Source organism: Sphingobacterium paramultivorum (genome assembly GCF_014109745.1).
In the GTDB taxonomy this organism is placed as follows: domain Bacteria; phylum Bacteroidota; class Bacteroidia; order Sphingobacteriales; family Sphingobacteriaceae; genus Sphingobacterium; species Sphingobacterium paramultivorum.
Genome location: NZ_CP058555.1, coordinates 6,404,030 through 6,418,065, shown reverse-complemented (window position 1 = coordinate 6,418,065; position 14,036 = coordinate 6,404,030). Strand labels below are relative to the sequence as shown.

Sequence of the window (14,036 nt, the reverse complement as noted above, 5' to 3'; positions counted from 1 at the left end):
CAATTTAATTTTAGTTTTTATATGTTGGGGACTTATCATGTGATAAGTCCCTTTTTTTGTAAAAGCATATTTACTCCACCACGATTTCTTTCATTTTCTCGTTTCCATAGTATGTCGGGAAATACATTAATTCAGCCTTCGCGGGGTTGACAGTATAAGTCCCGGTATAACGAGGTAAAAGTTCGATCTCAAAGGTATGCGCACCTTTCCCCAGTTTATTGCAAAAAATGACAACACGATCTTTGAAATGCTCCCGGTGTGCCTCGATTCTATAGTATCCATTGGTTTTGGTTTCATAAGAACATCCCGCCGGTATAGGAACTTCGATCTGCACATACTCAGCTTCACCAGTTAAAGTTACGCTTGCTTCAAGTTTTACAGGCTTTCCTTCCTTGAGCGCCGCTACCGTAGCACCATTGTCCTTAAATCGCGTTGCCACGGCAAGGCCCTTTTCTTTTTCTATGACAGGATCTGGATTCCAAAAATTTTGATAGGCTGTCACAAAAGCCGGCCCCGTCCCTTCTTTCCTCACTTTAATCTGTTCATCCGACTTAAAGCTTTGCGTATACGGAAATGTAGTGACGCGTTTGCCATTGATGACCATAACCGGTGCCTGGAAAGACTCACCCTCTTTCAGTAAATCAGGAAGAATACTTCGTATGATACGCGAAGATTCGTAGATATTATACCATTGGTTTTGCTGCCGCTGCGCGAAAAAGTAATTACGGATATTTTCTAAATCCGAATCATGACCGCCAATTGATTTTAAGACACCATAAGCCAACAGTGTATTCTCGGTATTGGTTTCCGTAGGTCGCATAAAAAATCCGCCTTTCTGATCTGTTGCAGCTCCAGAAGTCCAATATAACCCACCTAAGATAGCCTTTGAGGAGTATTTAAGAACGGTATCTGCAGCATGTGAATCCTTAAGACCCAGTTTTGAAATCAATAGATATTTCAACAGTTTATCCTTAATGGTTTTACTTTTCAGTTTTGTATCAATTTCGAAGAAATAATCTTTGTAATCGGTTTTAGGATCCAAGCGGAGCAGATATACCAGGGAGCCAAACAAATTCTCTTTGGCCCCGTGAAGCTTATCTTTATCCAATAGAAGATCCAGCGAAGCCAAGCTGCTTTTCAACATGGTCTTTTCACGTTCTGCATAGATCTCCGTATCGATCTCAACCTGGTATCCTGCTTCTCGGGCATCCAACAGTACCCCGATCACATAGTTGCTGATCCAGCTCTCGGTTTCACTCTTGTTCCACCAGCCCCAGCCCTGATTGGAATTTTTGTTTTTCTGTAACTCCTTCAAAAGATCCTTTATTTTCTTATCCTCTGTAAAGGGCTTTCCGATCAATTTTGCGAGCTCTTTTTTAGAAAGTAACGCGCTCAATTTGGAAGCCATCTGTTCATTGCATAGAAATTTGTAACGATCGATCGATTCGATTTCCCGTTGTAAAAATTCCAACGAATTTGCTTCGGCATGCAAGGTGATTTCGCCTAGCGCAGGAGAAGTTTTTAGCAAATACTCTGCGGTACTGTTGAGCACTTTAAAATCTCCTTCATGTTGTTCAAGCCCCTTTTCAAAAATCGGAATGCTACGTTTTTCACCATCAAAATATCCATTTGACAATCCGATCGAATAAGCAAGTTGGATGCTGTCCCCCTTATCGGCAATAACCGATATAGGATCCCGATAGGACTTCGCAATTTTCAACTTTGCCTCCTGCGTTGTTAGTCCATTATTGATGGTACGCAAGAGCTGTAAGCTGTCGCTAAGATAATTGACAACCCGTCCCATGGCTGTAAACTGATCACCTCTGATGGCAAATCGGGGACTCGACAAATGTGCCGAAACAGCTTTAAAAGATTTGACATTTAGCTCTTTCATGTCGGCGAAATTTTTATTTCCTTTAGCAATAAAGAATGTTCGCCAATTGGTAATATCATCCGGATAGGTCGCTTCAAAATTAGCTTTTCCCTGAGCATCGGTAGTTAGCTTTGGCTGCCAGAATGCATCATCGCGGAAGTTCACGCGCATCGTATTTCCAGATTCCAAATAGGGCATATCCACAGCACCTGTCGATGCCGCAGAAGCTCCAGCTTTCATCTGAACCATCACCACGCCGTTGGCGGCCCGAGCACCATACAATCCAAGCATAGATTGATCTTTAATCACATTCAATGACGCGATAGTCGATGGATCAAGACTTGAAATATCACCTTCAAAGGGGACTCCGTCTACTAAAATCAATGGTTTTTCATTGGGAGCCGGACTAGCAGCGCCACGAATACGAATCCCTGCTACAGCCCCCTGCAACATAGCCGTAGTCACCCCATCCATCCTAGCATTGATCGATTTCACTGCCGCAGTCAATGATTGCCTTTTTTGGACGCCATACCCCACAACAACAACTTCATCCAATTGATTTTCGCTTGGCTTTAACTCAACGAAATAATCTTTGCCACTGGAGACTTTGACTGTAGCTGTATTGTACCCTAAAGCAGCAATCTCAAGTAGCGTATTTTTGTCATCGGAGAGCTCAAGTTCCAAACTACCGTCAAAGCTTGCGAAATATCGTTTTTTGGTATCCGAAACACTCACCTTAGCCCCAATTAATGGCGTATCACCATCGTAAACCAAAATCCTTGCGACCTTATTATTCTTTCTTTTCGCTCTAAAATCTTCTCGGTCTATTTTTTTGAGCTGCGGATCAATCTCTTGCCCATGTCTTATAGAATCCCGCAATGGATTTTCCACGGTACGCACAATAATTTCATCGCGTACAAGTTTGTAAGCCAATCTCGCCGCTTGGGATGCATTGCTCCATTGAATAGAATCCAGTCTGAGATAATTCATCCCATTGGCCTTGAGTTTGATTGGTAAACTAAAAGAAGTTGAATCATCCTTTACAATATGCAAAGTAACATCGCCGACCGGAAGATCTCCAAAAGTTCGATGCCCACCGTAAAACAGTCGAAAATACATTCTCTCCTCTACATTCGTCGGTTCAATAAAGATCAATGCAGGTCGAATCCCTTTTTGTGCAGCATCATTGCCCAGAGTTAAATTCAATTTAAAAATAGCGTCTTTTTTTCCTTTTTTCACCGTAGCAAATTGTGCAGGTCCCGTGCTATTCTGCATGGTCTCTTGGAAAGTACGTTCTACATTTGCCTTGATATCCTCCAAGGTCCATACCCTCTCCTGAAAATCCAAATTTGGCTTAAAATCATACAGATCAATCCGCAAAGGATTGCCATCCCAGCTTTTTTGCTTTTGGTAATTTTTATAGATGCTATATTGATAGCCTCCCTCAATTTCAAAACGTCCAATTTTCGCTGTGTCAACCATAAGCGTACCTATTTTGGACACACCGTTATACATTTCTGTCCTTGGAAATGGTCCCACCATCAGGGGTACGGGAACCTGTGTCCGCAACCGGTTATCGTAAACAGTTTTTCTTACGGGATTGAGGTAGTAGAGATCTCCCGCTGTCTGGATATATGCAGGCATCACAATCAATGCATTATTATTGGGTAATTGCCAGGCTCCAAAATTGTTGGTTACTGTAATCAACTGGCGCTTCAATTCAGTCAATTCGTTAGTGTAGAGCTTACCACGTTCTTCTTTAGGTAATCGGTAAACCAAAATCTGGCCTTTGCTGAATGCTTTTTCGGGGTAGGTAAAACCAATTGTATCCTGCGAGGCATTAAAGGAAACAATGACCTTTTTCCCTTTTTCAAGATAAAAGCCATTTACACGAATGTCGCGATCCTTGGTCCTAAATCTAAAATCATGCTGCCCCGGAGAAACTTCAAAAATAGTATTGTTATTTTGTTGGTCTTGTTTAGCATAAGTCAGTACACCGTCTATCCAAACTAAATGTATCCCCTGCACTACACCATTTACAACGACATAAGGGGAAATCTGGCTCTTGACAGCATCTAGAGGAAGAGACTCCTGATAATAATCTTTGGGATATAAAAACCGATAAAAAGCCATCGTATCCAACTGCATGTCTTTAGACCATTTTGCCCAATTTTGAAGAGCTCCCTGATGAACCTTCTCATCATCATCCAAACTAAAATTAAGATTTTGTGAGACTCTTGCCCTTCGCATCAGACCACCCATAGTAATATTTGGAGTGGTTGCTGACCTAAATTTTGAGGTAAAACCATAGGCCGTAATATCAACATCCTTCAACGGTTTACCATTCTTATCCGTAACCGAAAGTTCTACATCAGCCTTCTGCCCCGGATAAACTGTCGTCGCCGTGTTGACTGCCAAATTTAAATTTTTCTCCACATAGGGTAATTCTTCCTGGATAACTTTTGATTTTCCTCCGAAAAGATAGGTGATTTCCATGCTATACCCGTCTTTTCCCCGAGCTAAAAATGTACTATTTAATTTGGTATTATAACCCGAAGCAATCGTACGACCAGCACGATAGACACGATACCAAAATGGAATCATAGCGGGATTATTGACATGCAATATCACCGAATCCGTAGTTCGATAAAACCGATAATTCAGTTGTGCCTGCTCTTGATCCTCCAGATAAACGTTTTTACTGAATCCATTCGACTTGACAACAATTTCTTCGGCCTGCCAAGGTATAGAAACCAAATTAGGTAAACTCAAATTTTCAGTCTTCAGCACTTCACGATGTTCACCTAATATCATTAGCTGAGCAGTTGCTGACATCGCAACACCTTTTTCGAAATACTTCAGCTCTGCATGCCCGTCTTTTACAGCAATACGAATTTCTTTTTCGCTGTTGAGTATATTGAGGTCGAGACTTCGTTCAATTCTTTCATTATCCGAACTTAGATAGGTGCCAATAACCCGAAATGTAAGACCTATGTCAGCCGGAAAGATTGAATCAGGTAATACAATTTCCTTTTCCGCGACATCTGCGAGCGAAACGCTCGTTTGCCATAATGTATCTGGAATAAAATTGACCTTATTGGACTTTATATCAAGCGTATAAAGTGGACTTGTCACAACACGCACATCTACTTTCCCATCATATATGGGCATTTCATTTTCATTTAAAGCTTTTAGTTTCAGTCGCACACTGTCTCCTTTAGCATATTTCGTCTTTTCGGACGTCATATTAAAGCTTAGGCTTTTTAACTCATAGTCTTCATATCGGAAAGACTGATGCTGCAAGACGTCTTTGGCTTTTGTAGATTCTAAAGAAATCCCATAATCTTTATCAAGGATAAGGCCAATCCCCTTCAAATCAAATGCAAAGTTGTACATTCCTGGACGATAGGGAGCAAGTCGGGCCAAAACGGTATCTTTGGCATATCCATACCCACCTGTCAGACGTACGGCAATAGAATCACGGTAAGGTTTCCATTTTTCTTCCTCAAGATAAGCTTTAAATTTAACCTGCTCATTTGGCTTATACATTGGCTTGTTAAAAACCATAAAGCTTTCTGTCCGTTCAGTTTCTTGTTTATGAAAGAACCTCTTAATCTTAAACTTTGTTCTAAGCCAGCTATTTTTGATTCCTCTCCATAATGGAACCTTTTCTTTGTAAGGCCAACTCCGTTCTACACTCAGGTAATGATAGACACCCTTATGTTCAATAGTGACGATATCGTCACTATTTGCATTGGCAGCTTTATAATAATGAAACTTCTTATCGAATGACATGCGACGTCCCTTCACTTTTACTTGCGCATCTTTTATAATCGTTCCCAGAGAATCGTATAGACAAATCGCAAAAATTTCTGCCGGAATAATCTTGACATATAGGTTATCACTAATCAACTCCTGATAAATGAGATCAGCTCCACTGGCGCGGACCTGAACATAATTACCAGGGGGCAAAGTCGGCTGCGGACTTCCGGCCTTATACTTAAGAAAAAAATCGCTGAGCATAGCTTCATCGAATTTCTTTTCTCCCAAGTGAATTTTTCTTAAAACTTCTGGGCTCAGTTTATAAATATAATAGTCAGCAGATCCACGCGGGCTATTGAATAAGTTCGATTGCCCACAAAGGACCACAGAATACAGAACAGCTAAAAAGCAGACAACAATTGATTTCCATTTCATGTTTAAGATACTGGCTAAATTCTTTTAAAAATAGATAAATTTACCTAAAGCCAAGTACTAGATTCTTTCATCCGGCACTTCAACTTTCGTGCAGGGATGCGAAGAATATCGAAATTCCATAAATGGAGAAAAAAAAATTACAATTTCAACCTACCTTTGATTGAATCTATAACTTCAGTGTCCGAGGGAAAGTCACCTGCTCCCGAACCGGAGGATCGATTGACCAAAGGCGGCTCCTCACCATATAGGGTATCGCGGGCGATGACTACCTTCTTGTCGAGATCTACATAGCTAATAATATAATTGCGCTGATAAGCTTTATCTTTTTGACCGATCTTATTGACGTACTCTCCTTTTTCCTGCATGTCCATCGCTATCATAACAATGCCTTTGACAGCATCACCGGGATAATTATCTACTGTTCCCAATGCCTCGTTCCATTTTTCCTTATAAGTTATTCCCAAATCACCGGCACCGCCATTTTCAAGAATTAGACAGCTCTTCCCCCAGTCTACTGCGGACAATTGTACTGGATATTTATAAATAGCGGTATGATCGCCAAAACCAGCTAAAATTCGGGAAGATAATTGTTCTGTTTTTTCCTGATCCGCCTCCATATTTCCCAAAAGACGGTAAGCCCATATACCAATACCAATTACTGCAACCAATACCAGGCCTACAAAAGTGAATATTGCTTTCTTATTTCCCATAATTCTATTTTATTTAATTAATTACCAATCAAATATACTTAGTCTATATACTCTTTTTCACCCTTTTTACAATTCGCTTGACCTGCTTTATTATTTGCAGCGCTTGCTTAAATAAACGTTATAAAAAACAACTATTCGAGTCTTTGCAGTCCAAGTTTTCAACAACATGAGATAATAAGAACTGCCACTATTTTATTTTTATCATAAATAGATGATTCATCCAATTCATACTGACACATAGCTGTCACATAGTGATTATATCTTTGTTTAACCTTAGAAGGAAAAGAAATACTAAACGAGAAAACAATTCCAGATCAAAGGCTATTAGTAGGATAACTAATCGAATTTTAAATTATTACAGTAAAAAAACATGGAAACATTACCACAATTAAAAGAAGAATTAGCGAATGAGTATCAAATTACAAAAAACTTTATTGCACTTTTCCCTGAAGGCAAGAATGAATATGTCCCACATGAAAAAAGCATGAAAATGATGCGTCTGGCAACCCACTTAGTCGAAGTGTTCGAATGGCCTAGTACCATTTTAAAGACTTCAGAACTTGACTTTGCCAAAAGTGCTTATGTACCCACAAGTCTATTGACCCGGGATGATCTCTTAAAAAAATTGGACGAAGATTACGAAGCAGGAAAAAATGCTTTAGAAACAGCTAAGGAAGAAGACTTGATTCCAAGCTGGACCATCAAAAATGATGGCCATGAACTGGCAAGCTGGAGCAAATACGGTGCTATTCGTCACTCATTAAACCAGATTACACATCACAGGGCACAATTAGGTGTTTATTATAGACTCAATGATATTCCCCTTCCAGCAAGTTATGGCCCCTCTGCCGATTCACAGAATTTCTAAAAAGCTAGCTGCTGGAATGAAAAATACGACATCTATATGTCGTATTTTCATTCTACGCCGGACAATATGTATGTGCGACAACACCACCTGGAAAAACTTGCACATTCACGAGCTTTAGATCGAGAAATCTAGAAAGACCGTCGAATATAGGCAGCCCAGTACCCAATGCAATTGGATGTGTGATCAGATGATATTCGTCAATTAATCCGGTTTCAATTAAACTTCGCATAAATTCAGCTCCTCCATGAGCCAATAGTGGCTTCCCTGACTCCGCTTTTAATTCTTTAATTCCTTCAATGAGACCTGCATCAAAAACCCGGGCATTCATCCAAGAGGAATGCGCAGGAAGCTTAGCATTGTGAGCAAAATCTTCTGTTTTGGGATGATAGCCCTTTTTTGTAAAGACCGCTTTAGGGATTTCATTCATTGCTGCCGCAAAAGGATTTGTTGAAGCAGGCCAATAGGAAGCCATTACTTCAAAGGTCTTTCGACCCATTAGATGAACGCCGGCAGATTCACAAATATTTAAAACCCATGCGCTAGAATGATCATCGCCACTTTTAAACATCCAATCAAGTTCACCGTGGATACCCGCAACAAATCCATCGATGGAAACAGACATTTTCATTATTAATTTCCGCATAACAAAAAGTTTAATATTTAATAAAACAAATCCAATTCAAAACTGGGTTACTGTCTATCAAAAATAAACCATTTCAATCGACGTACAGCGGGGACAAACCGTCAATATACAAGGGCATTTACGACAGTTCTTTTCTCTGTCCTTTACCTTCCTCAAGGGTAAGCATAAAATTCAAATAGTGCTTTTTCTTCGCGAAATGCTGATCATCCAATAACTTTTTATAGGCCGATAGCGCATTAAAAAGAATTTGAAGATTATCCTCGTTATAATGATCTACATTAAAATATATTAAATCCCTGTTGATATACGTGTCCAATGAAGTAAGCAACGTATCGTCCAATTCATCCTTACTACCGGGAAGCGCCATAAGCGTTGCCAGTTTCTTTTTTAATTCTCCTTCCCTACGTTTGACGTCTTGCAACCTTGCCTCAATATCAGCGAAGGGCAAAGTCTGAAATATAAACCGGGTATTCTCCGTCATGTGAGCATAAAGTTCTTGTGCCTCCTCATAATTCTTGTCGAAAAAAGCAAAATCATAATATCTTCGTTCAAACTCTTCACACATCCCTTGCGTATCAGCCAAGTGTGCAAAATAAGAATGGATCTGCTGGTTGTAGTCGCTAATTTTATGCTCCGTATCTACAATAGTGTCTTCAATTTTCTTTAGTAATTCGATGGCATCTGCAGCTCGATATTTTATACCGTCATAGTCAAAGGACTTTAATTTTAATTCGCCTTTACTGATTGCTTCAACGACATATTTATCATTTTTCAGACTATTAAGTTCATACAGTGTATCAACTCTACTATCGGCAAATAACTCATCAAAAGTCGGCTTTGACTGTCCCTGAAAAATTGGAGTTTCACCTTTTCGCACAGGATGATTGTAGTCATAGAAATCATTGAATCTTTGATCAACAGCATACTTGTTCATTCGACTTTCAAAATCATCACTGAAAGACGTTATTTCTAACAGTGATGGAGGCTGTTGATACTGTACCTGCGCAAACAACTTATCCGAAATTTGGTTTGCTACGGCAGCACGATTAGCTAGTAATTCAATAGCAGGTGCGTTGTTGGCTTCTTGCTTGACAATATTAAGTTTCTGTAATGCTTTTACCCGATCTTCATCCGATGGATGAGACGACCACTGATCTTCAAGATTTAACTTCGATTTATCATATTTTTTTAAAGTCGCCAATTCGATCTGGGGAAAGCCATTTCGCACTTGATATCTATTGCGTTCCGCAAACAAGAGCATGACACAACGATGCTCTGGATAAATATTACGACTACGGATATTTTCAGAAAATTTATTATCATAGAAAGTAAGTACATTATTTAGTGCATGGTTTGCAAACCCCAAACGTAAGAGCGAGTCAGCCAAAGCCTGGGAACCAGCAACATGTGCCGCAATTTCATCCGCATGAAATTCCATCTCTCTTGATAACGCCAAATAATTGAGATTTACATATTCATAAAGATGCTTCAAAATATGCTGAATCTGTTGAATAATAAACATCGATATACCAATAAAAATAGCAGAGTACCCACTGATGTTACCCCATTTACCAAACATATTATCCAGCGATTCATTCTTATACAGCATATTGTAGATAATCTGATTAACATGGTAAACATAGCTACCCACTTTCATGCTTTTTTGTGAGAAGTGGCCAAACTCGTGTGCAAGAATAGCCTTTAGTTCCTGTTGAGTAACTGCATTCACCATCCCCACACCAATCTGAAGATTTTTCTTAATGGGTAAAAACATGCTCCAAAAACTAGAGTCATAGAATACAGATGCATTGACATCATGTGATAGAAAAATTTTCTTTGGAAAGCTTGTGTCAACTTCCTTTACCACCTCATGAATAAGTGCGAATAACTGTGGTTCGTCGCTCTCATATATCTGTGTAAGATGCCCCGTATCAACTTTTGTTGACGCAAAAACAAATTTTAATAAAAAGAATAGTATAGTCAGACCTGTAGCGAGTAAGCCCAAACATAATACTGCGGTTAAAAACATGGGCTTGGCAGTGAATATCAATAGTCCCAATAAAGTAAAACCAACAGTAATACCTATTGCCAAGAGTAGCAGAATAACATAAGTAACCGCAAAAACAACAATAGATAAAATTGTTTTACGCGCGTGTTTTCTAAAGTTTGTAGATACTTGTACGTTCATAAACCGTTAATAAAGCAAGGATAATTGACTATATAAATCTAAAAAATAAAATCCATTTGCTTATAAGTTTACAAAAAATCAGAAACAAAAAAACACACCCAATTTACACATCAGAGTACATTATCATTAGCCCCTTAAAGGGGATATTATCATTAATAACCTTTTTCCAAAGAAACTTCATTCAGTAAAACCTCCCCCCGAATCATTCGTTTATAATTGTCTACTACCTGTAAAACCGACGAACTGATATTGGTTCGACTTGCGACATGCGGTGTTATAAAAATAGAAGAACAGGACCAAAATGGATGATCTTTTGGCAGCGGTTCCAGGTGAAAGACATCGAGGTAAGCTTGGGCAATCTGCCCCTTATCAATAGCCGCCAGCAGCTCATTTTCAACGAGATGATCACCTCTACCAACGTTTATGAGGACAATTCCATTCGTACACAATTTAAAAAGGTTATGATCTAGAATTCCTCTTGTAGCATCGGTCAGGGGTAAAATATTGACAACAAAACCACTATTTTCCACAACCGCCTTAAGTCCTTCCTGTCCCGAGAAAGAAACTACCCCTGGAAGCGCTTTAGGGGAATTGGACCATCCTTTTACTAGAAACCCCAACTGAACCAGCCTCTCGGCAACATAGCCTCCAATCTCACCTAAGCCTAAAATTGTTACACTGGTTTCACCAATGGATTTATATACTAATGGTTGCCAAAGCTGTTGTTCCTTTGCTGTAGCATACATCGAAAAGTTCTTCATTGCATGCATCAAACAGGTCAAAATATGCTCAAACATATCGCTTTTCAGCATTGGATCTATTATCCTACAGATATGGAGCGTTGAAGGAATCTTATTTGGGAATAAATGATCTATCCCCGCTCCTCCCGACTGAATAACTTTTAAATTAGGAAAATGAGTATAGTAATTAGCATCAGGCTTCCAACAAAGTGCAAATTCTACCGCATCATAATTTTCTATTTCGGGATATATCTCCACCTTAACATCAGGTAAATGTTTAGTGATCTCGACCTTCCATTCTTCTGCCCTAGCAGTATTCAGTAGCAAAGCTATGCTCATAATCTCTTTTTTATACGAAAATAACATTTTAGAATAGACCAGCATTTGATTTCTTCACAGAAATCACCGATCCCCATAGATCCGCAGCAATAGATGATTATTAAAATGACTTAATTTGAATTTATTTTAATCGTAAATTGGCGGAAGACAACCATAATCAAACATTAGATGGCACTTAAACATCGACTTATCCTAATCGGTCTCATCCTGTTAAAATTCATCATTCAATATCAGTTGATTAGTCCGATCTACGAATTACAACGTGACGAATTTCTACATCTCGATCAAGCGAATCACTTGGCCTGGGGCTACCTCTCGGTTCCCCCTCTGACCTCCTGGACCTCCTATCTGATCAAAATAACCGGAAATTCCGAATTCTGGATCAAATTTTTCCCCGCATTGTACGGAGCCTTAACAATTCTAATTGTCTGGAAAACTATAGAAGCGTTGAAAGGAAACCTCTTTGCACTTGTATTTGGCAGTTGCTGCATCATGTTTTCCGTTCTCTTCCGTCTGAATGGCTTATATCAGCCAAATTCTTTAGATGTATTGTGCTGGACTTCCATATACTACCTCATTATACGATATTTGAACAGCCAACAATCGAAATGGCTAATTTATATTGCTGTTGTATTTGCTATCGGTTTTTTGAATAAATATAACGTCGTATTTCTTATTCTAGGTTTAGTTCCAGCTCTTGCACTCGTGCCCGAACGGAAAGTGTTTACGGAACGAAAATTATATGGTAGTTTACTCATCGCTATACTTATCATCTTACCGAATTTAATATGGCAGTATCAAAATAATTTTCCAGTATTCTCTCATTTTAAAGAGCTTCAGGCCACGCAACTCGTCCACGTCAATCGGTGGAGCTTTGTCCGTTCTCAGTTTTTGTTTTTCTTCGGGACTTTCCCTGTTATAATTTTCGGTTTATATGCCTTGTTGAAATATCCCGCATTTAAACCTTATCGCCTATTCTTCTGGTCATTTTTTAGTACCATTGGTATTTTCTTATTGCTAAGAGCCAAGGATTATTATGCTATTGGCATTTATCCAATCTATTTTGCTTTCGGTGCAATCTATATTTCCTCACTGCTGAAAAACAATACTGGTAAAATTCTAAAGCCTATCTTGATCACTTTAACAGTCATCCTGTTTCTTCCCATCTACGACATTGCTTTTCCCAACCGCAATCCAGCGTACTTTGTAGACCATCCGGAAAAATACAGGAAATATGGCATGTTAACCTGGGAAGACGGTGAAGAACACCCTCTTCCACAAGACTTCGCGGATATGCTAGGTTGGAAGGAGCTTGCCCGCAAAGTGGACAGTGTTTATCGTCAGATTCCTGACCGTCAAAATACACTCGTTCTTTGCGACAATTATGGACAGGCAGGTGCTATAAATTACTATTCCAAACTTGGAATTAGAGCTGTTTCATTCAATGCCGATTATATCAATTGGTTTGATCTGAGTAAAAAATACCGCAATTTGATCCGTGTCAAGAACCGTTGGGAGCGTGAAACTGAACTAAAAACAACCAGTCCCTTATTTACACAGTCAATGGTAGCAGACTCCATCACAAATAGCTACGCCCGGGAACATGGAACAATGATCTTCTCTTTTATCAACGCTAAAATTAATATAAATGAACGGGTTTCAAATGAAGTAGAATCAGAAAAAAAGGAAAAGAATCTTCCTTTATAAATTGGCAACTTTTAAGCCTTTAAGGTTAACTGAGCGCTTTTTTTATATAAAATATTTATTATCTTTAATATACTTAGCCAAAGCTTCCCACCTAGTCATGCTCGCCGTAATACCGCCAGCACCGTAGCGACTACTGGGGCTTAATACCATATTAATAAGATATTTATGCGATTTTTGATTTTTTTGAAGGGACAGGGTAATCTGAAGCAAATTGATGTTAGCGAAGACGATGATTTTGTGGATTTACAATTGACAGTAACAAAATATTGGAAGGACGACGACGAACATCATATCGTTCAGGCAAAGGGGCTTTGGGGTAGAGAGACAGTAGGCCTAGCAATAGCCTTTCGACCCGATATGAAATTGGGAATTGTAGACACTGAGGTTGATAAAAAAAGATTTTACCGTGAAGGAGTTAACTTCTATTCGATAGGTAAAATAAGCGACAATTTTACCAGGGCCCTACATAGCCTATTTCAAATAGATGGTACGCTAGGTAATATGCAAGATAGCGTCGGTTCCACCGCATTTATTGTCAGCGGACGACCAGAGCATTTTGATGAAGATTATATTAAAGCTAAAGTTTTCTTCGACGGTGCAAATGAAAAGAACCTTTACGCGGAATGGTATGTCAATGTGGATTTAAAAAACAAGATCCTGGAACTCCGCGAAAAAGACCCCGAATATAGAAAAAATATACTCACTATCTTGACAAATGTTTAAATTTGACCGTGCTTTCCAATCAACTAACCAGCGTTGAAACACAGGAAG

General features: G+C 39.2%; 8 protein-coding genes. 3 read left to right on the top strand and 5 right to left on the bottom strand.

The window, feature by feature from the left end; translation table 11 throughout:
* Window positions 1-70 precede the first annotated feature (70 nt).
* Window positions 71-6,070: an alpha-2-macroglobulin family protein gene (locus HS960_RS26655; protein WP_182330908.1), complete on the bottom strand. Its 6,000-nt coding sequence runs from the start codon at window positions 6,068-6,070 to the stop codon at window positions 71-73.
* 137 nt (window positions 6,071-6,207) lie between these two features.
* Window positions 6,208-6,780, bottom strand: coding sequence for a hypothetical protein (locus HS960_RS26650; RefSeq protein ID WP_120336345.1), 573 nt, complete (start codon window positions 6,778-6,780; stop codon window positions 6,208-6,210).
* Between the two features lie 370 nt (window positions 6,781-7,150).
* Here HS960_RS26650 and HS960_RS26645 point away from each other — a divergent pair, with 370 nt between their 5' ends.
* Window positions 7,151-7,648 carry a DinB family protein gene (locus tag HS960_RS26645; RefSeq protein WP_075993798.1) on the top strand — a complete coding sequence of 166 codons (498 nt, stop codon included), beginning with the start codon at window positions 7,151-7,153 and terminating at the stop codon, window positions 7,646-7,648.
* Between the two features lie 52 nt (window positions 7,649-7,700).
* Here HS960_RS26645 and HS960_RS26640 read toward each other — a convergent pair whose 3' ends face one another.
* From HS960_RS26640 to HS960_RS26630, 3 genes are all read right to left on the bottom strand, one after another.
* Complete coding sequence (locus tag HS960_RS26640) at window positions 7,701-8,291, bottom strand: dihydrofolate reductase family protein (RefSeq protein ID WP_088162534.1); 591 nt, start codon at window positions 8,289-8,291, stop codon at window positions 7,701-7,703.
* A gap of 118 nt (window positions 8,292-8,409) precedes the next feature.
* The gene (locus HS960_RS26635) at window positions 8,410-10,479 is read right to left on the bottom strand and encodes a M48 family metallopeptidase (RefSeq protein WP_182330907.1); all 2,070 of its coding nucleotides are present in this window, start codon (window positions 10,477-10,479) and stop codon (window positions 8,410-8,412) included.
* A gap of 152 nt (window positions 10,480-10,631) precedes the next feature.
* Entirely contained in the window at window positions 10,632-11,558 is a 927-nt protein-coding gene (locus tag HS960_RS26630) for a 2-hydroxyacid dehydrogenase (protein WP_182330906.1), read from the bottom strand.
* Window positions 11,559-11,726: 168 nt separating this feature from the next.
* Between HS960_RS26630 and HS960_RS26625 the strand changes: the two genes are divergently transcribed.
* Both HS960_RS26625 and HS960_RS26620 read left to right on the top strand, forming a co-directional pair.
* Entirely contained in the window at window positions 11,727-13,265 is a 1,539-nt protein-coding gene (locus HS960_RS26625; RefSeq protein WP_182330905.1) for an ArnT family glycosyltransferase, read from the top strand.
* 165 nt (window positions 13,266-13,430) lie between these two features.
* The gene (locus HS960_RS26620; protein WP_182330904.1) at window positions 13,431-13,988 is read left to right on the top strand and encodes a hypothetical protein; all 558 of its coding nucleotides are present in this window, start codon (window positions 13,431-13,433) and stop codon (window positions 13,986-13,988) included.
* The last annotated feature ends 48 nt before the right edge of the window (window positions 13,989-14,036 follow it).